Origin of the sequence: Rhodocyclus tenuis, assembly GCF_014197755.1 — a bacterium.
GTDB lineage: Bacteria > Pseudomonadota > Gammaproteobacteria > Burkholderiales > Rhodocyclaceae > Rhodocyclus > Rhodocyclus tenuis.
In genome coordinates, this window is sequence record NZ_JACIGE010000001.1 from 424,843 (window position 1) to 444,595 (window position 19,753).

Annotated in this window: 18 protein-coding genes; 15 read left to right on the plus strand and 3 right to left on the minus strand. The window is 67.6% G+C overall.

All coding sequences use genetic code 11. From position 1 onward, the window contains the following. The first annotated feature begins 62 nt into the window (after positions 1 to 62). The 14 genes from ruvB (at position 63) to GGD90_RS02015 (ending at position 14,173) form a co-directional block, all read left to right on the plus strand. On the plus strand, positions 63 to 1,121 hold the full coding sequence (ruvB, locus tag GGD90_RS01950) for a Holliday junction branch migration DNA helicase RuvB (protein ID WP_153114972.1): 1,059 nt from the start codon (positions 63 to 65) through the stop codon (positions 1,119 to 1,121). Positions 1,122 to 1,419: 298 nt separating this feature from the next. After that, the gene (locus tag GGD90_RS01955; protein ID WP_153114971.1) at positions 1,420 to 2,910 is read left to right on the plus strand and encodes a sensor histidine kinase; all 1,491 of its coding nucleotides are present in this window, start codon (positions 1,420 to 1,422) and stop codon (positions 2,908 to 2,910) included. Continuing rightward, the gene (locus tag GGD90_RS01960) at positions 2,897 to 4,402 is read left to right on the plus strand and encodes a sigma-54-dependent transcriptional regulator (RefSeq protein ID WP_153114970.1); all 1,506 of its coding nucleotides are present in this window, start codon (positions 2,897 to 2,899) and stop codon (positions 4,400 to 4,402) included. Before GGD90_RS01955 ends, GGD90_RS01960 begins: the two co-directional genes overlap by 14 nt. Before the next feature lie 9 nt (positions 4,403 to 4,411). Further along, positions 4,412 to 4,867, plus strand: coding sequence for a tol-pal system-associated acyl-CoA thioesterase (gene ybgC / locus GGD90_RS01965; protein WP_153114969.1), 456 nt, complete (start codon positions 4,412 to 4,414; stop codon positions 4,865 to 4,867). After that, positions 4,864 to 5,541 carry a protein TolQ gene (gene tolQ / locus GGD90_RS01970; protein ID WP_153114968.1) on the plus strand — a complete coding sequence of 226 codons (678 nt, stop codon included), beginning with the start codon at positions 4,864 to 4,866 and terminating at the stop codon, positions 5,539 to 5,541. The genes ybgC and tolQ overlap by 4 nt, the downstream gene beginning before the upstream one ends. A 15-nt stretch (positions 5,542 to 5,556) precedes the next feature. Next, on the plus strand, positions 5,557 to 5,970 hold the full coding sequence (gene tolR, locus GGD90_RS01975; protein ID WP_153114967.1) for a protein TolR: 414 nt from the start codon (positions 5,557 to 5,559) through the stop codon (positions 5,968 to 5,970). An 18-nt stretch (positions 5,971 to 5,988) separates the two neighbouring features. Then, positions 5,989 to 6,858 (plus strand): energy transducer TonB, encoded by an 870-nt coding sequence (locus GGD90_RS01980; RefSeq protein ID WP_228273613.1) that lies wholly within the window; start codon positions 5,989 to 5,991, stop codon positions 6,856 to 6,858. Positions 6,859 to 6,907: 49 nt separating this feature from the next. Then, positions 6,908 to 8,047: a VanZ family protein gene (locus GGD90_RS01985; RefSeq protein WP_153114966.1), complete on the plus strand. Its 1,140-nt coding sequence runs from the start codon at positions 6,908 to 6,910 to the stop codon at positions 8,045 to 8,047. Positions 8,048 to 8,172: 125 nt separating this feature from the next. Next, positions 8,173 to 8,478 carry a (2Fe-2S) ferredoxin domain-containing protein gene (locus tag GGD90_RS01990; protein WP_153114965.1) on the plus strand — a complete coding sequence of 102 codons (306 nt, stop codon included), beginning with the start codon at positions 8,173 to 8,175 and terminating at the stop codon, positions 8,476 to 8,478. After that, positions 8,478 to 9,116, plus strand: a complete 639-nt coding sequence (locus GGD90_RS01995) for an alpha/beta hydrolase (protein ID WP_221227620.1) — start codon at positions 8,478 to 8,480, stop codon at positions 9,114 to 9,116. Before GGD90_RS01990 ends, GGD90_RS01995 begins: the two co-directional genes overlap by 1 nt. Before the next feature lie 164 nt (positions 9,117 to 9,280). Then, on the plus strand, positions 9,281 to 10,924 hold the full coding sequence (locus GGD90_RS02000) for a methyl-accepting chemotaxis protein (RefSeq protein WP_153114964.1): 1,644 nt from the start codon (positions 9,281 to 9,283) through the stop codon (positions 10,922 to 10,924). A 137-nt stretch (positions 10,925 to 11,061) separates the two neighbouring features. Beyond that, complete coding sequence (gene cutA, locus GGD90_RS02005; protein ID WP_153114963.1) at positions 11,062 to 11,424, plus strand: divalent-cation tolerance protein CutA; 363 nt, start codon at positions 11,062 to 11,064, stop codon at positions 11,422 to 11,424. Then, complete coding sequence (gene dsbD, locus GGD90_RS02010) at positions 11,421 to 13,277, plus strand: protein-disulfide reductase DsbD (protein ID WP_228273612.1); 1,857 nt, start codon at positions 11,421 to 11,423, stop codon at positions 13,275 to 13,277. Before cutA ends, dsbD begins: the two co-directional genes overlap by 4 nt. Positions 13,278 to 13,618: 341 nt before the next feature. Continuing rightward, on the plus strand, positions 13,619 to 14,173 hold the full coding sequence (locus GGD90_RS02015; RefSeq protein ID WP_153114962.1) for a hypothetical protein: 555 nt from the start codon (positions 13,619 to 13,621) through the stop codon (positions 14,171 to 14,173). 27 nt (positions 14,174 to 14,200) lie between these two features. On the opposite strand, the gene GGD90_RS02020 is transcribed toward GGD90_RS02015, so the two are convergent. From GGD90_RS02020 to GGD90_RS02030, 3 genes are all read right to left on the minus strand, one after another. Then, a complete protein-coding gene (locus GGD90_RS02020; protein ID WP_153114961.1) occupies positions 14,201 to 15,616 on the minus strand; it encodes an ATP-binding protein in 1,416 nt (471 codons plus the stop codon). Continuing rightward, positions 15,613 to 16,380 carry a response regulator gene (locus GGD90_RS02025; RefSeq protein ID WP_153114960.1) on the minus strand — a complete coding sequence of 256 codons (768 nt, stop codon included), beginning with the start codon at positions 16,378 to 16,380 and terminating at the stop codon, positions 15,613 to 15,615. The genes GGD90_RS02020 and GGD90_RS02025 overlap by 4 nt, the downstream gene beginning before the upstream one ends. A 93-nt stretch (positions 16,381 to 16,473) precedes the next feature. Next, on the minus strand, positions 16,474 to 16,635 hold the full coding sequence (locus GGD90_RS02030; RefSeq protein WP_184414895.1) for a hypothetical protein: 162 nt from the start codon (positions 16,633 to 16,635) through the stop codon (positions 16,474 to 16,476). Between GGD90_RS02030 and GGD90_RS02035 the strand changes: the two genes are divergently transcribed. Then, positions 16,634 to 19,621 carry a sensor domain-containing protein gene (locus tag GGD90_RS02035; RefSeq protein WP_184414896.1) on the plus strand — a complete coding sequence of 996 codons (2,988 nt, stop codon included), beginning with the start codon at positions 16,634 to 16,636 and terminating at the stop codon, positions 19,619 to 19,621. The two genes, GGD90_RS02030 and GGD90_RS02035, sit on opposite strands and share 2 nt — an antisense overlap. Positions 19,622 to 19,753 lie beyond the last annotated feature (132 nt).

Consider the following 19,753-nt stretch of genomic DNA (forward strand, 5'->3'; position numbering starts at 1 on the left):
ACGCAACGCCCGCCAGCACCGGCGATTCAGCCGACGACAGCAACGCCAGACTGAACGCGACCATGATCGAAACCGACGACTTTGCCCCCTCACCGAAACAGCGCCTGATCGCGCCCGAATCGAAATCGGCGCAGGAAGACGCGATCGAACGCGCGCTGCGCCCGAAACGCCTCGCCGATTACGTCGGCCAGGCGAAAATCCGCGAACAGCTGTCGATTTTCATCGAGGCGGCGACGCGCCGCCAGGATTCGCTCGACCACGTGCTGCTGTTCGGCCCACCGGGGCTGGGCAAGACGACGCTGGCGCACATCGTCGCCGCCGAGATGGGTGTGAACCTGCGCCAGACCTCGGGCCCGGTGCTCGAACGCGCCGGCGATCTGGCGGCGATCCTGACCAATCTCGAACCGCACGACGTGCTGTTCATCGACGAAATCCACCGCCTCTCGCCGGTGGTCGAGGAAATCCTCTACCCGGCGCTCGAGGATTTCCAGATCGACATCATGATCGGCGAAGGGCCGGCGGCGCGCTCGGTGAAGCTCGACCTGCCACCATTCACGCTGGTCGGCGCGACGACGCGCGCCGGCATGCTGACCAACCCCTTGCGCGACCGCTTCGGCATCGTCGCCCGGCTCGAGTTCTACACGCCGGACGAGCTGACGCAGATCGTCACGCGCTCGGCGCAACTGCTCAATGTGCCGATCGAGGCGCACGGCTCGCTCGAAATTGCGCGCCGTTCGCGCGGCACGCCGCGTATCGCCAACCGCCTGCTGCGCCGCGTGCGCGACTACGCCGAAGTGCGTGCCGGCGGGCGCATCACGCAGGACGTCGCCGATCTGGCGCTGGTCATGCTCGACGTCGATCACGGCGGGCTCGACCTGATGGACCGCAAGCTGCTTTCGGCGGTGATCGACAAGTTTGCCGGCGGCCCGGTCGGTGTGGACAACCTCGCCGCCGCCATCGGCGAAGCACGCGACACCATCGAAGACGTGCTCGAACCCTATCTGATCCAGCAGGGATTCCTGCAACGCACGCCGCGCGGCCGCGTCGCGACGCCAGCGGTCTATCAGCACCTCGGCCTGCCCGTCCCTGGCCGCGACGGCGAGCTGTGGAACGGCAGCTGAGCCGGCACGGGTAAGCGCTGCAGCAGCGACCGGCAAAAAAAAGGCCCGACTTGCGTCGAGCCTGAATCTCCTGGTTGTCCGCACCGAGAAGAATCCGGGTACGAACCTTTGTCTATCAGCACGAGTCGTGCCAAGAAGCGGCAAGAAGCCGAAAAGCCCACTGCTACAGGCTTCGCAGGCAATCGCGCCAGCGCATGTCGGCAGCGCAACGTTGCAGGATGAAACGAACTGACATCGACCGGCGTTGCGCAAAACCACGGTCGTTGCGAAGTGCAACTTTCTGTTGAATAATTCAACGATGAAAATGAAGCACTTCCAGTCGCTGCACGCCAAGATCCTGCTCGGCTTCGGCATTCCCGGACTGCTCTTCGTCGGGCTGGCGGTGTCGGCGCTGCTGCATTTCCGTGGTCTGGAAGACCAGATCGCCGACCAACAGCGCGTCACCGCCGTACACGACTCGATCCGCTACGCGCGGCGGATGGAAAAGAACTTCCTGCTCTACCGCAAGAAGGCCGATCTGGCCGAGGCGATCGAACGCGCCAACCGCGCCGCCAGCCTGTTCGCCGAATTGCCGCCGATCCCGCGTGCCGGCCGTGCGCAGCCGCAGGAAGGCGAGTTGCTGCGCCAGTACCGGCAACTGCTCGCCGAGCTCGACGCCGCCAACCGGCATGCCCGCCCTTCGCCGGAGACTGTCGCTGCGCTCGCCGAGGTCGGCAGCGAGCTGCTGAATCTCGGCGAACAGCTCGACGCACTGGCACGCCAGCGCCTCGACGACGCCATCGCCGCGCACCACCGCGACCTGCTGCGCGCCATCGCCGTCGCCATCGCGCTGGCGCTGGTGTCGGGCTTTGCCGTCGCGCGCAGCGTGGCGCGGCCGCTGCGCCGCGTCGAAGAACGCCTGGCGCGCATCGCTGCCGGCGAGACGGGTCGCCTCGACCGCCTGTCGGAGGATCGCGAAGTCGAGTCGCTGACCGACGCGATCAACCGCGCGCTCGCCGAACTCGAAGGCCGCGAGAAGGCGGTGGCGCGCTCGTCGCGTCTGGTGGCGCTCGGCGGCATGCTCTCGGGCGTCGCACACGAACTGAACAACCCGCTCTCGAACATCTCGACCTCGTGCCAGATCCTGCTCGAGGAGATCGACGAACTCGACGCCGACGGCGCGCGTCAGCTGCTCGCGCAGATCGACGATCAGGCGCTGCGCGCGCAGCGCATCGTCGGCGACCTGCTCGATTTCGCGCGCGAGCGGCCCTTTGTCCGGCGCGATGAGCCGGCCGGACCGCTGATCGCCGAGACCCTGCCCCTGCTCGGCAACCAGATCGGGCGCATGCCGCGGATCGACATCGACGCACCGGCTGGGCTGACGATCTGCGTCGACCGGCAGCGCTTCCAGCAGGTACTGCTCAACCTGCTGAAAAATGCCGCCGAAGCGGCCGGCGCCGACGGGCACATCCGCGCCTTCGCCGCTGCCGCGGAAGATTCGCCGCCGGGAACGATCCTCGTCATCGAAGACGACGGGCCGGGAATCGCGGCGGCCGACCTGCCGCGCGTTTTCGACCCCTTCTTCTCGACCAAACCGGTCGGCAAGGGCGTCGGCCTCGGCCTCTTCGTCGTGCACGAGATCATCGCCCGCCACGGCGGCACGATCAGCGCCGACAGTTCGCCCGGCGCCGGCTGCCGTTTCCGCATCTTCATTCCGAGCGCTGCCGGCAGCACGCCCGCCCCGCTCATCGAGTCGCCACCGCCAAGCGGCAGCGACAGCCAGCAGGAAGCAGCCGATGAGCGACGCTGAATACAAGGCACGAGTTCTGGTTGTCGACGACGAGGCGATCGCCCGGCGCAACCTCGCGCATGTGCTCGAACGCGAAGGTTTTACGGCCGACTGCGCCGATTGCGGCGAAGCGGCACTCGAGCAACTGGCGCAGGCGCGCTACGACCTCGTCCTCACCGACCTGCGCATGCCCGGCATCGACGGCATGGCGCTGTTGCGCGAAACGCGCCGGCGCAGCCCGGATACCGAAGTGATCGTCATCACCGCGCACGCCAACGCCGGCTCGGCGGTCGAGGCGATGAAAAGCGGCGCCTTCTACTACATCGAGAAGCCCTTCCGCCTGCCGGAAGTGCGCAAGGTCGTGCGCGAAGCCGCCGAAAAGGTACGCCTGAAGCGCGAGAACGTGAGCTTGAAGGTGGCGCTCGAACAGGCCGGCGAGCGGCCGCAGATCCTTACCAACGCACCGGCGATGCGCGAGCTGCTCGGCGTCGCCGCCGGGGTAGCACCGACCGACTGCAATGTGCTCATCGTCGGCCCCACCGGCTCGGGCAAGGAGCTGCTGGCGCGCTACGTGCACCAGCACAGCCGGCGCGCTCGCGGGCCTTTCGTCGCCATCAACTGCGGCGCGCTCTCGGAGGAGCTGCTCGCCAACGAACTCTTCGGCCACGAACGCGGCGCGTACACCGGCGCCGCCGGCGTCAAGCCCGGGCTGATCGAGGTGGCTGCCGGCGGCACACTGTTCCTCGACGAAGTGACCGAGATGACGCCGGCGATGCAGGTGAAACTGCTGCGCGTGCTGCAGGAACGCGAGTTCTACCGCCTTGGCGGCACACAGCCGATCGCCGCCGACCTGCGCTTTCTTGCCGCGACCAACCGCGACCCGGGCAAACGCGTCGCCGAAGGGCGTTTCCGTCAGGATCTCTATTTCCGCCTCAACGTCGTCACGCTGCAACTGCCGCCGCTAAGTGAGCGCCGTGGCGACATTCCGCTGCTGGCGCTGCATTTCCTCGCCCGCTTCGCGCAGCGCATGGGCAAGGCGGTCGCCGAAATCGCGCCGGAAACCTTCGAGCGCCTGCTCGCGCACGACTATCCGGGCAACATCCGCGAGCTGGAAAACCTGATCGAGCGCGGCGTCGCGCTGGCGCCGGGCGGCGTACTCAGCGCCGATCTGCTGCCGGCCGGTGTCGGCCGGCACGCCGTCGGCGCCGGCGACACGCAGCCGGCCAGCAGCAAGCTGATCGCAGTGGCCGGTACAGCCGGCGAAGCCAGCGACGCACCGCGCATCGCCAGCAGCGGCAGCACTGCCGGCGCTGGCGCGCACATCGCGCCGCTTGCCGAAGTCGAACGCCGGCACATTCTCGATGCGCTCAGCCACGCCGGCGGCAATCGCGCGCTGGCCGCGCGTCTGCTTGGCATCGACCGCGTTTCGCTGTGGCGCAAGCTGCGCCGTTTTGAGGAAGACGCGCCGGCGACGTCGCTGCCGGGCGCCGCCACCGACGAAGCCTTGGAGTAGAATTCGCGCATGAAAAATGCCCATCCGCATGAGCAGAAGGCCAACGCCTTCACCATCCCCGTTCGCATCTACTACGAGGATACCGACGCCGGCGGCGTCGTCTATTACGCCAACTACCTGAAATTTTTCGAACGCTGCCGCACCGAATGGCTGCGCCAGATCGGCCATGACCAGGCCGACCTGCTGCGCGATCCGGGAATCGTTTTCGTCGTGCGCGCGGTGAATATCGAATACCTGAAGCCAGCGCGCCTCGACGATCAGCTGCTCATCGGCCTCGAGGTCGACAAGATCGGTCGCGCCCAGATCACTTTCCGTCAGCACGCGCGCCGCGCCAATGCCGAGGTCGAAGGCGGCTGGGAGGAACTCACCACCGCCGTCGTGCAGATCGTCTGCGTCAATTTCGCGCAGATGAAATCGACGCCGATCCCCGCTTTTCTGCGGAGCAAACTGGAAGCACTGCAATGAACGTCACGCAAGACCTGTCGATTTTCAGCCTGATCCTCAACGCCAGCGCCGTCGTCCAGGTGGTGATGCTGCTGCTCGCCGGCGTTTCCTTCATGTCCTGGTACTACATCTTCCGCAAGTGGTTCGCGGTGAAGACGGCGCACCGGCAGACCGAGACCTTCGAGCGCGATTTCTGGAGCGGCGGCGACCTCAACACCCTGTACCAGGGCGCCGTCGGCAACCACCACGAAACCGGCGCCATGGAGCGCATCTTCGAGGCCGGCTTCCGCGAGTTCGCCAAGCTGAAGAGCCAGAAGAACCTCGACCCGAAAGACGTCATCGACGGCTCGCGCCGCGCCATGCGCGCAACGTACCAGCGCGAGGTCGATGCCATCGACGCGCACCTCTCCTTCCTCGCCTCGGTCGGTTCGGTCAGCCCCTACGTCGGCCTGTTCGGCACGGTGTGGGGGATCATGCACGCCTTCCGCGGCCTCTCCAACGTCGGCCAGGCGACGCTCGCCTCGGTCGCACCGGGCATCGCCGAGGCATTGGTCGCCACCGCCATCGGCCTCTTCGCGGCGATTCCGGCGGTGCTCGCCTATAACCGCTTCGCGCACGAGATCGACCGTCTGTCGTCGCGCTTCGAGTCGTTCATGGAAGAGTTTTCGAACATCCTGCAGCGCCAGCTGCGCTGAGGAGCGGAGCGAAACATGCGTCCGCGCCGCCTGAAAAACGAGATCAACGTCGTTCCCTACATCGACGTCATGCTCGTGCTGCTGGTGATCTTCATGGTCACCGCGCCGATGATGACCACCGCCAGCATCGACCTGCCCTCGGTCGGCCAGGCCGCACAGCCGCCGGCGCAGCCGCTGCAGGTGACGATCCGCGCCGACGGTTCGCTGACGTTGCGCGATCTGGCGCGCGGCAAGGGCGACGAGCGCGAGACGAGCCGCGCCGAACTGGCGCAGGCGATACTCGCCGCGCAGGCCGACAACCCCGATCAGCCGGTACTCATCGCCGGCGCCAGGGACGTCAGGTACGAAGCCGTTCTCGGCGTCATGGACGAACTGCAGCACGCGCAGGTCAAGCGCATCGGCCTGCTCGTGCAACCGACCGGCAAGTAAGCCCGCCGCTACAGCACCGTGACCGGCCACATTCCCGCCACTGACGCCGACCGGCGCCTGGAACAGCTCGATAACGAGCAGCGCGATCCGGGCAAGCGCAAGGCGCTGTTCCTCGCCGCCGCCGTGCATCTCCTGCTCATCGGCGCGCTGGTCCTCGGCGTGCAGTGGAAGAGCCAGCCGCCGGCGTCGGTCGAAGTCGAAGTCTGGCGCAGTGTGCCCCCCCCCGCGGCGACGCCGCCGGAAGCGAAGCCGGAGCCAAAACCCGAGCCGCGCGTCGAGCCAAAGCCCGAGCCGAAGCCGGAAATCAAGACGCCGGCCAAGCCGGACATCGCGATCAAGGAAGAGAAGAAGCCGAAAGAAGCGCCGAAACCCGAGCCGAAGAAGGAAGAGCCGAAAAAGCCCGAGCCAAAGCCCGAACCGAAGAAGCAGGAAGCGAAGCCAGAGACCAAGGCTGAGCCAAAGAAGCCGGCCTTCGACCCCTTCGCCAACATCGAGAAGGAGACGAAACAGCTCGACCGGCAACGCGAGTTGCAGCGCCAGCGCGAACGCGCCGACGCCGAGGCGCGCCAGCTTGACCAGTTGAAGGCCGAGCAGTCGGCCGCCTCACGCTCGCGCGGACTCGCCGACTACGCCGGCAAGGTGCGCGGCAAGATTCGCGGCAACATCGTGTTGCCTCCCGGTATCCAGGGCAACCCGGAAACGATCTTCGAAGTGACGCAGCTGCCTTCCGGCGAGGTGCTCTCGGTGCGCATCAGGAAGTCGAGCGGCAACCCGGCACTCGACGCCGCCGTCGAGCGCGCCATCCTCAAATCGTCGCCGCTACCGAAACCGGATTCGGCCGAACTCTTCGAGCGCGTGCTGAAAATCCCTTACCGCCCCTTCGATTGAAGGCGCCCACCGCGCCCGGCAGCGCGTCGGCGTTAGAATCGACGCCGAGATGAAAGCCCTTCGCCCCCGCTCCGCCGCATCGACCGAGCGCCCGCGCAATGCACCAGCGGCGGGCCGCGCGTCGCGCCGCAACGGCGCGCCGGCAGAAACTTCCGGCGCTCTGCCGCGCCATCTCGCTTTCGCCTACGCGGCGCTGGTCGTCTATGCCAGCCTGCATCCGTTCACCGGCTGGCGCGACCTTGGCCTTTCGCCCTTCGCTTTTCTCGAAGGCGGCTGGCCGCGTTACTGGACCGGTTTCGATCTGGCGATCAACGTGCTCGCCTACCTGCCGCTCGGCTTTCTCGTCGCGCTCGCCTTGCGCCGTCGTCTCGGCAACTTCGGCGGCGCGCTGGTGGCGCTGCTGCTCGGCGCCCTGCTCAGTCTGCTGCTTGAAAGCGTCCAGAACTGGCTGCCGGCACGTGTGCCGTCAAACCTTGATCTCGCCTGCAACGCCGCCGGCGCCTGCCTCGGCGCGCTGCTTGCGCTGCTCGTCGGCGAGCGGCTGGCACGGCGCGCCGCGGCCTGGCGACATCTGCTGGCGGCGTCGACGCATGCCGAGCTCGGCGTCGTCCTGCTCGGTATCTGGCTGCTGACGCAGCTGTCGCCGGAAACGCAGTTGTTCGGTACCGGCGACCTGCGCCAGCTGCTCGAACTGACGCCGGCGGTCCCTTACGCAGCCGATTCCTTCTTCCTCATCGAAGCCGCAATCACCGCCTGCCACCTGCTGGCGATCGGCCTGTTTGCACGCACGCTGCTCGGCGCGCGCATCGCGCCGGCACCGGTGCTGTTCAACTTCGTCCTCGGCGCGCTGATCGTGCGCACCCTGGCCGCGGCGGTGCTGGCGCCGCCGCAGGACGCACTCGCCTGGCTGACGCCGGGAGCCGGACTCGGCCTTGCCGTCGGTGGCGCGGCACTGGCGCTGGCGCTCTTGTTGCCCGACCCCTGGCGCATCGCGCTGGCGGCACTGGCGCTGATGGCCGGCGCCGCGCTGGTCAATCTGGCACCCGCCAATCCGTATTCAGCGGCAGCGCTGGCGACCTGGCGGCAAGGGCACTTTTTCAATTTCAACGGTCTGACGCGCATCGCCGCCAGTCTGTGGCCGTACATCGCCTTGCCTTACCTGACCATGACCGTACGTCGCCGGGCCTAGCGCCGCCGGCGCAGCGCAAGACCCGCCACCCTTGGGCATTCCCCGGCCGGCTTCTTCCTGCCGCCGCCGATTTGCGATAATCGACGCCACCCGCCCACTCCTCTGCCGCCAACGACCGGAACACCATGAGCTATTTCAAACACCATCTGTTTTTCTGCTGCAACCAGCGCGACAACGGCCGCGACTGCAATTCGCGCGGCGCGAGCACGATGTTCGCGTGGACCAAGGAACGCGTCGCCGAACTTGAACTGAACGGTCCCGGCGCGGTGCGTGTGAGCAAGGCCGGTTGCCTCGGCCGCTGCGAGATCGGCCCGGCACTGGTCGTCTATCCCGAAGCCGTCTGGTACAGCTTCGCGAACCAGAGCGACATCGAGGACATCATCCAGCAGCACCTGATCGGCGGGCGCGTCGTCGAACGCCTGCGCCGCTGATGATCCACACCGAAACGCTGTTCATCGCCGGCGCCGCCGGGCTGATCGAGACCATCGTCGAGACTCCCGCCGAGACGCCACGTGGCATCGCGCTGATCTGCCACCCGCATCCGCTGTTCGGTGGCGCCAACAGCAACAAGGTGACACACACGCTGGCGCGCGCAGCGCTGAAGCTCGGCTGCGTCGCGTTGCGTCCGAATTTCCGCGGCGTCGGCGGCAGTGCCGGGCAACACGACGACGGCGCCGGCGAATGCGCCGACATGCTCGCCGTGCTCGCCTGGGCGCAGCAGCGTTTCGGCGATCTGCCGGTGTCGCTGGCCGGCTTTTCCTTCGGCGCCTACGTGCAGACGCGCGTCGCGCAGGCGCTGGCCGACGCCGGCCAGCCGGCACGCCGCTTGGCGCTGGTCGGCACCGCTGCCGGCCATGTCGAGGGCGCCCGCCGCTACGAGACCGCCGCGGTGCCGCCGGAGACGCTGGTCATTCATGGCGCACGCGACGAGACGGTGCCGCTGGCTAACGTACTCGCCTGGGCCGAACCGCTCGACCTGCCGGTCGTCGTCATCCCCGGCGCCGACCACTTCTTTCACCGGCGCCTGCAACTGATTCGCGATATCGTGCTGCGCGCCTGGCGCGACTGAGGTACACCGCGGCGCGGTTCATTCATTTAGCATACCGTAGACCACGTATTACTAAGGTGATATAAAACACCCCTTCTCCGGTAGCGTCCTCGCGCTACCCAACGTGATGCGCGGCAACAGAATCCCCTGAGGGATCGCCGCGACCGCTGCCCGGGAGGGGCGCCGTGAAAAAGAACTTGCCGGTCACGCAGACCGAACTGCCGTTCCCGAAGGGTAAGTACATCGTCTCGAAGACGGACCTCAAGGGAATCACCACCTACGCCAACGACGCCTTCGTCGAGCTCAGCGGCTTCACCCGCGACGAGCTGATCGGCAAGAACCACAATGTCGTCCGCCATCCGGACATGCCACCGGCGGCCTTCGCCGACCTGTGGGCGACGGTCAAGGACGGGCGTCCCTGGCAAGGCATCGTCAAGAACCGCTGCAAGAACGGCGATTTCTACTGGGTCGATGCGCTGGTCGTGCCGGTGCGCAAGAACGACGCGACGATCGGCTACATGTCGGTACGCACACCACCGACGCGCGCACAGATCGCCGCCGTCGAGCCACTCTACCGGCAGCTCAACAGCAGCGGCGCCGGACTGCCGCGGCCGTCGGCGCTGAAGAAAATCAGTCTGCGCACGCGTTTCTCGCTACTCACGCTGAGCATGCTCGCGGCGCTTGCCGCCACCGCCGGAATCGAACTCTTCGGCGCGCAACTGACGCAGACGCTGGATCTGCCCTTGTCGGCGGCACACAGCCTGGCGGTCGGCCTGAGCGCAATCGGCATTCTTGCCGGCGGCTTCCTCTATCTCAGCCAGCGCCGCGCGCTGGCCGCGCTGCAGCAGATCACCCAGCGCCTTGATCACATCACGCAGGGCGACCTGACCGACGACATTCCGCTGCATCGCCTCGACGAACTCGGCCAGCTCAACGACGGCCTGCTCGCCATGCAGACGCATCTGAAAGTGATGCTCGCCGAGATCGGCGAAGTGGCAGGCTGCGTTGGCGACAACGCGCGCCAGGTCAATGCCGAAATGCTCGACGTGCATCGCCAGTCGGAACGGCAGTCCGATTCGGTCTCGCAGATCGCCGCGGCGATGGAGGAAGTGAGCACGACCGTACGCGATGTCGCCGATTCGGCGCAGAACACCGCCAGTGCGGTGCTCAGCGCGCAGCAAGAACTCGGCCGCGTGTCGCGGCAGATGCACGCCAGCCGCGACGCTTCGCGCGCGGTGGTCGATTCGGTAGCGACCGCGGGAACGACGATGCAGAACCTGGCGCAGTCGATCACGCAGATCGGCACGATCACGCACACCATCCAGGAAATTGCCGAACAGACCAATCTGCTGGCACTCAATGCCGCGATCGAGGCGGCGCGTGCCGGCGAGACCGGGCGCGGCTTTGCCGTTGTCGCCGACGAGGTAAGAAAGCTCGCCGAGCGTGTCAGCAAGCAGACCGACGAAATTTCCGCGACCGTCTCGACCATCCGCCAGGCGACGCAGCAGGCGGAAACGAGCATGCACTCGGCCGGCGACAGCGTGCAGCGCACCGACAGCGAAATGGACCGCACCGAGGCCGGACTGGAGCTCGCCGCCGAACAGGCCGGGCAGATCAACACCATGTCGCAGCACATCGCCGACGCTTCGGCGCAACAGGCGCAGGCCAGCGACGAGGTGACGCGCAACATCGGCGAAATTGCCGCGGCGGTCGAAGCGAGCGTTGTCATCATCGCGCAGACGCAGCGGCAGACCGAGGCGCTGCGCGCGCGCTCCGAGCAGTTGCGCGAACTGATGCAGTATTTCCGCTACATCCGCGAGACGGCCTGAAATCACCCGGCGACGCGAGCGGCCGCGGCACCCCGGCCGATCAGCCCCAAGCGATCTCCCCGCAACTCACTGCCGGCCCGTTTTCAGCCCGCGCCGAGCCGGGCGCGACGCGCCGGCGCGCGAGGTACAATCCGCGCATGAACACGCCGCCTGCCTGCCTGCTCGTTCTCACCACGCTGCCTGACCGCGCCAGCGCCGAAGCGCTGGCCGCACATCTGCTCGAGGCGCGGCTCGCCGCCTGCGTCAGCATCCAGGCGCCTTGCCGTTCGCTCTACCGCTGGCAGGGCGCCGTTGAGCAGGCTGACGAAGTTCCGCTGCTGATCAAGACCGCTGCCGACCGCTACGCAGCACTCGCCGCGGCGATCGGCGAACGCCATCCCTACGCGCTGCCCGAGCTGATTGCGCTTCCCATCACCGCCGGCAACGCCGCCTATCTTGAATGGATCGGCGCGGAAACCCGGCCGCTTGCTGCCGGTGACGCGGCAAGGGCAAGCACGTGAGCGCGGCGTCCGCCTTGCGCCTTGAGGGCAGATCGTTCGGTCAGCGCGTACGCAGCGCACTGCTGGCGCCGCTCGTCTTGCTGCTGGCGCTCGTCGCCGGCGCCGCCGGCGCGCAGGAATTCCTCGACCCGGCAGTCGCCTTCCGGCCGAGCGCGCGCGCGCTCGACGGCAGTACCGTCGAAGTGCGCTTCGAGATCGCGCGCGGCTACTACCTCTATCGCGACAAGCTGCGCTTTGCCGCCACCGACGCCGCCGGTGAAACCGTCACGCTTGGCCCACCGCGCCTGCCGGCCGGCAAGGAGAAGGTCGACGACGCTTTCGGCCGCGTCGAGGTCTATTACCGCGAAGTGAGCGTCCTGCTGCCGCTGACGCGTAGCGACAGCGGCACGCTGCCGCTGAGCCTCAAGGTGACTTCGCAGGGCTGTGCCGAAGCCGGCATCTGCTATCCGCCGCAGCAGCAGACGCTGACGCTGCAACTGCCGCCGCCCGCCACCGGCGACGGTGGCGCGCTCGCAGCCAGCGCTGCCGATGGCAGCGCCGACGCGGGCGACGAAAGCGGCCGCATCGCAGCACTGCTGCGCGGTGCTTCGTTCTGGGCGATCCTCGGCAGCTTCTTCGGCTTCGGCCTGCTGCTGGCGCTGACGCCGTGCATGCTGCCGATGCTGCCGATCCTCTCCGGCATCATCGTCGGCAGTCGCGGCAAGGGCGCCGCTGCAGTTTCGCGCGGGCGCAGTTTCGCGCTGTCGCTGGCCTACGTCCTCGGCATGGCGCTCACCTACGCAGCCGCCGGCGTCGCCGCCGGGCTGTCGGGAACGCTGCTCTCGTCGGCGCTGCAGACGCCGTGGGCGCTCGGCGGCTTCGCACTGGTCTTCGTTGTCCTTGCCGGATCGATGTTCGGCTTTTACGAGCTGCAACTGCCGAGTGCGCTGCAAAGCCGCGCCTCAAGCAGCGCCAGCCAGCTGCGCGGCGGTTCGCTGCCGGGCGTGGCGGCGATGGGTGCGCTGTCGGCGCTGATCGTCGGCCCCTGCGTCGCCGCGCCACTGGCCGGCGCGCTGCTCTACATCGGCCAGAGCGGCGACGCGCTGCTCGGCGGCGCCGCTCTGTTCGTCATGGCACTCGGTATGGGCGTACCGCTGCTGGCCATCGGCGTTTCGGCCGGAGCGCTACTACCGAAAGCCGGCGCCTGGATGGCGATGGTGAACAAACTGTTCGGCGTCATCCTGCTCGGCGTCGCCGTCTGGCTGGTTTCACCCTTGCTGCCGCCGGCGGCCTTGCTCGCCGCCTGGGGCGTTCTGCTGATCGTCCCCGCCGTATACCTGCACGCCATCGACCCGCTGCCGGCGCAGGCGAAGGGCGGCCGGCGCGTCGCCAAGGGCGCGGCGCTGGTGCTGCTGCTCTACGGCGCGGCGCTGCTCGTCGGCGCCTTGTCAGGGGCGCGCGACCCGCTGCAGCCGCTCGCCGGACTGCGCGGCAGCAGCACCGAAATACGGCCGCTGCCTTTCGTTCGCGTCGCTTCAACCGCCGAGCTCGACGCGCGTCTCGCCGAAGCTGCGGCGCGCGGCCAGCCGGCGATGCTCGACTTCTACGCCGACTGGTGCATCACCTGCAAGGAGATGGAACGCGACAGCTTCGCCGACGCCCGCGTGCGCGAACGCCTCGCCGGCTGGCTGCTGCTGCAGGCCGACGTCACCGCCAACAGCGATGCCGACCGCGCCCTGCTGCAACGCTTCCAGCTCTATGGCCCGCCGGGGATCGTCTTCTTCGACCGGCAAGGCCATGAAATCGCCGGCCGGCGCGTCGTCGGCTATCAGGACGCCAACACCTTTCTGAAGTCGCTGTCCGGGCTCGACTGAGCAGCCACCGCTGGCGGTCGTTCCAGGCGCAAGCGGAGTGGACCGGCTCAGCAGCTACGGCGGCTGCGCCCGCTTCTCCCCCGGTAGTGGCGACGCTGCGCGCCGCCTTGCGGCTGGCGCACACGGCTGTCATCTCGCCGACATCGACTCTTCATGAAAAAAGGCTAGGCTGCGGCGCATCCTCAAGTCCGGCTCGCGCCATGAATGCGCCCATGCGAAAGGCAGCTTGCGACGCGCGTGCGCTCGAGCGCTGGGCGTTCGCTGGCGCATCGCCCAGCCTTCACCGCTGGCATAAACGGTTTATACTGTATATCGTCTTTAACGCGACTGGGGAGAACAGCATGAGCAAGGAACTGATCACGGCGAGCGCAACGCCGGCCGAGAGCATTGCCGCAGCGGCAAGCGCTGCACCGGGCGAGAAGAAAACGCGCAAGCCGGCGGCAACGCCCGCCATCACCGCAGCGGCGGCGTCGGCGCCGGCCGTGAAGAAAACCCCGGCCAGATCGGCACGGAAGGCGACTGCTGCTGCAGCGCCCGCCACGACCGCAGCTGCCGAAGTCGCCGCGCCCGCCGTGCCGGCCGAAAGTGCTCCAGCCGCTGCCACCGCTGCGCCGGTCGACAAGGCCGCGCGCAAAGTCGCCGCGACCAAGGCAGCCCGGAACAAGAAGCCCGGCGCGAAGAAAGCGAAACTGGTGCGCGACAGCTTCACCTTCCCCGAGAACGACTACGCGCTGTTCGCCACGCTCAAGCAAAGAGCGCTGGCGGCCGGCGGCGAAATCAAGAAAAGCGAACTCGTGCGTGCCGGACTGGCGCTGCTCGACCAACTGAACGACGCCGAACTGCTCAAGGTGCTGGATAAGGTCGAGCGCATCAAGACCGGACGCCCGAAGAAGTAGCTGTCTTGCCGGTGGAGTGGCAGCGCCTCACCGGCACTGCCGCTCGCCGCTTCTGACCGCGCCGCCCGGCCAGGTGCAGGGCAGGCGGAGGTGCACGACGAGGCCGCCGTCTTCGGCATCGCCCAGCGTCAGTTCGCCGCCACAGCCAGCGACGATACGGCGGACGATCGCCAGGCCGAGTCCGCAGCGGCCGCTGGTGGCGCGTGCCGGTTCCAACTGGGTAAACGCGTCAAGCACGCGTTCGCGGTCGGCGGCGGCGATTCCCGGCCCGTGATCGCGCACGCACAGACAGAATTTCGGCGAAGCTGCGGCGGACAGCACCGACAGGCTCAGTTCCACCGGCGGCGCAGCGTGTTGCAGGGCATTGTCGATCAGGTTGTCGAGTACGCGCTGCAATGCCGCCGCGTCAATGGCGACGCGACAGTCGGCACTGGCCGCATCGGCAAGCAGCGTCACCGGCCGACCCAGTTCCTGCTGGCGTGCAACCGCCTCGCTGATGGCTGCCGCAATCGGCAGCGGCGGCGCCGTTCCGGCCACCGCCTCGCTGCGCAGGAAAGCCAGGCACTGGCTGACGATGCGCTCCATGTCGTCGGCGTCGCGCGTCAGCCCGGCGCGTTCCTCGTCACTGGCGAGCAGCGCCAGACGCAGGCGCAGTCGCGCCAGCGGCGCGCGCAGGTCGTGCGTCAGTCCGGCGAGCATTTCGCGGCGTTCGGCGTCGGCAGCCGCCAGACGCGCGAGCATGCCGTTATGGCGCTCGGCGAGATGGCGCACCTCGCTCGGGCCTGCGGGAACGACCGGCCGGCCGGCACCGTCGCCGGCAGCGTCGACCGCCTCGCCCAGTCGCGCCAGCGGGCCGACGATGCCGCGGACGAAGATGGTGGCGATCGCGGCGAGCAGCGCCAGCGCCAGTGCCAACCCGGCCCACAGTTGCGGCGGCAGTTCTGGGGGCTCGAAGCGCGGTGGCGGCAGCAGCAGCCACCAGCGTTCGCTGCCGGCCATGAAGCCGATCCACAGGCCACTGCGCGGGCGCGGCTCGCCGCGAGGCGGCGAAGAGTCGGTCTGCGGCGGCTGGCCGCGCGGATGATTGATATGGCGCAGGCTGATCGGCTCGCCGAGCTGCTCGCTCAAGGTCTCGGCAAGACGCCGCCCGAAACCGAAATCGGGTTCCTGTGACGGCACGCCCGGCCCGTCGGGCATCAGTTGCAGTTGCGGCCCATCACCCGCCGGAAGGCGGGCCAGGCGCTCACGGGCGCTCGCATCCAGCCCCGGCAGAACGGTCTGCAGCAGGCGGATCTGCCCGGCGACCAGCTGCGTCGTCTGCGCCACATGCGCGCTGCGCCGCACCTCGCCGATCAGCGAAACGATCGTTGTCGCGGCGACGACGACGACCGCCAGCACCAGCAGCAGCGTGCGCCCGGCAAGCGAGGCAGGCAGAAGATTCATGCGCGTGGCGGCGCTGTGAGCGCTGCGTCGTGAGCGGCGCCGCCCCCCGCCGTCGCGGGCGTTGCCGCCGAGTCGGGGACGAATACGTAGCCGACGCCCCACACCGTCTGCAGATAGCGCGGATGCGCCGGATCTTCCTCGATCAGCCGGCGCAGGCGGTGGATCTGTACGTCGATGGCGCGGTCGAACGACTCGCTGTCGTCGCCACGCGTCAGCTCCAGCAGGCGCTCGCGGCGCATCGGCCGCTGCGCGTTGGCCACCAGCGCGTTGAGCAGCGCGAACTCGCCGCTGGTCAGCGGCGACTCGCTGCCATCGCGCGACAGACGGCGCGCGCCGCGGTCGAAGCGCCAGTCGCCGAAGCAGAAAACGCCGCCACCCGGTTCAGGTGCTGCCGGCGGCGTCGCACCCCGGCGCAGCACCGCCTCGATGCGGGCGACCAGTTCGCGCGGGTCGAAAGGCTTGCCGACATAGTCGTCGGCGCCCATCTCGAGACCAAGCACGCGGTCGATCGGCTCGTCGCGCGCGGTAAGCATGATCACCGGCCGCTTCTCGCCGCGCGCGCGCAGGCGACGACAGGCGGCGAGGCCGTCCTCGCCCGGCATCATCAGATCGAGTACCAGCAGGTGCGGCTGATAGCGCTCAAGGTACTCGTCGAGCTTGCGCGTATCCGGCAGTTGCAGCGCGTCGAAGCCATGACGGGCGAGATAGGTGGCGAGCAGCTGGCGCAACTCGGGGTCATCGTCGACGATGAGGATTTTCTTCATGCTTTGGCTCCTTGGCGGGCAGCGGACGCGCTGGCTGGCGATGAGCACGGAGGACTTGCGGCTGCGATCGTGCGCGCCAGACGAGCAGCGATTCTAGACCGCCGGCCGGTCGGCGATGCTCGCGGCAACAATTTGCAATGACTGCGGCGCGACGATGCGCCTCGCCGGCCGGGGTGACGCGCTTGCCTGTCCGGCCGACAGGCCTACAATGGCTATCCCGCTGTCTTCAAGACAGAAGAACTCGGCGACCGCCATGCGTAAGCTGCCCCCCTCGCCCGACCGCGCCGAACCCGCCACCGCAGCGCCCGTGCCGGCAACGGGAAAAGACGAAGCCGTACTGCGCGCGCTGCTTGATGCGCTGCCGTTGCGTCTTTTCGTCAAGGACCGCCAGTCGAATTATCTGTTCTGCAACCGGACCTACGCCAGCGTGCTCGGCCTGAGCGGCGAGTCGATGGCCGGGCGAAACGATTACGCTTATTTCCCCGCTGAACTCGCCAGCCGTTACCGCGGCGATGACCAGCGGGTGATGAGCGAGCGGATCACGCTCAGCCAGGAAGAACCCTTCCACCTCGACGGTCAGCCTGGCTGGATCCGCATTACTAAGCTTCCGTGGCTGGACGCGGCTGGCGAGGTCGGCGGCGTGATCGGCTACTTCACCGACATCACGCCGCACAAGCGCGCCGAAGCGCGTTACGAAACGATCATCCAGACCTCGCTCGACGCCTTCGTCATGGTCGGCAGCGACGCGCGCCTGCTCGAAGTCAATGACGCGAGCTGTCGCCTGACCGGCTATTCGCGCGACGAACTGCTGGCGATGACGCTGTTCGATCTTGAAGCGCAGCAGACCGCTGATGAAATTCAAGCCAATCTCACGCGCATTACCCTGGGCGGCGGCGGCGTCTTCCAAAGCCATTGGCGCGAGCGCGGGGGCCGGCACATCCCGGTTGAGGTGAGCGTGCGCATGCTCGACGAAGGCAGCGGCGCGCACTTCTTCGCCTTCCTGCGCGACATCAGCGAGCGCAAGCGAACCGAGCAGGCACTGGCGCGCAAGACGGCGATGTACGCGCTGCTCAGCCGGGTGAACAACGCCATCGTCAAGACCACCGATGCGCAGACGCTGTTCGACGAGGTCTGTCGCGACGCGGTGGTGCTCGGCGGCTTTGCGCTGGCCTGGATCGGCCGGGCCGACGCTGACGGTCGCGTTCGTGTTGCCGCCCGCGCCGGCACCGAAAACTGCGCCGCCTACCCGGAAACTATCGCGATCAGTGTGTCGGCGGAGCTGCCCAGCGGACGCGGCGCCACCGGCACGGCGATCCGCGAGGAGCGGCCGGTGATCAGTCGCTACCTGCTGCAGGACGAGGACGCGCCGTGGCACGGGTCGGCCGAGCACTACGGGCTGCGTTCAAGCGTCGCGTTGCCGATCGGTGGCGGCGACTTCAGGGGAGCGCTGAACATCTACTCGCGCGTCGACGACCATTTCGACGAGGACATCTTCGCTCTGGTCAAGGAAGTCGCCGGCGACATCTCCTTCGCCCTGCGCAAGATTTCCGACACCGAGCAGCGCGAACGTGCCGAAGCGCAGCTGGCGCTGTACGCGCAGGTATTCGGTAACAGCAGCGACGGCATGACCATCACCGACGCCGACAACAACATCGTCGCCGTCAATCAGTCCTTCGTCGACATTACCGGCTACACGCGCGACGAGGCGCTCGGGCAGAACCCGCGCCTGCTGCGCTCCGGACGCCACGACCACCAGTTCTACCAGGACATGTGGCGTGCGCTGAACGAGCAGGGTTCCTGGCAGGGAGAGATCTGGAACCGGCGCAAGAATGGCGACCTGTTTCCGGAATGGGTGACGATCAATGTCGTGCGTGACCGCAGCGGCCGGATCACCAACCACTTCGCCGTGTTCAGCGATCTGGTGCAGAAGAAGGCTGCCGAAGAACTCAGCCGCCTGAAGCGTTTCGATGCGCTGACCGGTCTGCCCAATCCGGTGATGATGGAAGACCGCATCAGCGAAGCGATCGTACACGCGCAGCAGCACGGCCGTTACGTCGGTCTGTTGTTCATCAACATCGACCATTTCCACATGGTCAACGATCTCTTCGGCCATGTCGCCGGCGATCAGGTGCTGCGCCAGAGTGCGCAACGTCTGGTCGACGTGGTCGGTCCGCGCGGCACCGCCTCGCGGTTTTCCGGCGATATTTTCGTCGTCGCCCTGCCCGACCTCAATGCCAGCAGCGAGATCAATCCGCTGGCGGCAGCGCTGTTGACGGCCATTGCCGAGCCGTATTCGGTCGACGGACAGGCGATCAATCTCTCGGCACGCATCGGTATCGCGGTCTTTCCCAACGACGGCGACGACTTTGCCACGCTGATGAAGAACGCCGATGCCGCTCTGCTTGATGCCAAGGTCGGCGGCAAGAACACTTTCCGCTTCTTCACCGCGCGCATGAACGAACACGCGCAGCGGCTGCTGACCATCGGCGGCGAATTGCGCGACGCCATCCGCGAGCGACGGCTGCTGCTGCACTACCAGCCACAGGTCGATCTCGGCAATGGCCGCATAGTCGGCTTTGAAGCACTGGTGCGCATCGCACATCCCGAGCGCGGACTGATTCCACCCGGCGAGTTCATTCCCATCGCCGAAGAGAACGGCATGATCAACGAACTCGGCAACTGGGTCATCGACGAAGCCTGCCGACAGCGACGCGCCTGGCTCGACGCCGGCTTCGGCAACTTCGTCGTCGCCATCAATCTTTCGCCGCTGCAACTCGCCCAGCCTGGGCTGCCGTCTTTCATCGCCGGCGCGCTGACGCGGCACGGCCTGCCAGGTTACCTGATCGAGCTCGAGTTCACCGAGAGCGCGCTGATGCGCAGGGTCGAGCAAACGCTGGCGCTGATGAACGAATTCCGTTCGCTCGGCCTGCGCCTGTCGATTGACGATTTCGGTACCGGCTACTCCAGCCTCTCGTACCTGCGCCAGTTCCCGCTCGACAAGCTGAAGATCGACCAGTCCTTCGTGCGCAACCTCGCCGCGCGCGGCAGCGACGCCTCGATCGTGCAGGCGGTGATTGCGCTGGCCCGGGCACTGCGTCTTTCGACCATCGCCGAAGGCGTCGAAACCGAAGCGCAACGCGCCGAACTGCAACTGCTCGGCTGCGACGAGATGCAGGGCTATCTGTTCAGCCGCCCGCTGTCGGCGGCGACGGTGACGCCCCTGCTGCAGCGCTCCCGCTGAAGCGACAGGCGCGCGCTCGAGAGCTCGAGCGTCGCAACAATTTGCAAAGCTCCGGCGACACTCTGAAATCCTTTGCAATGGCCCGGTCCGGAAAATGCCTCCATCGACGCCCGCCAGCGCAAGCCGCGTTGG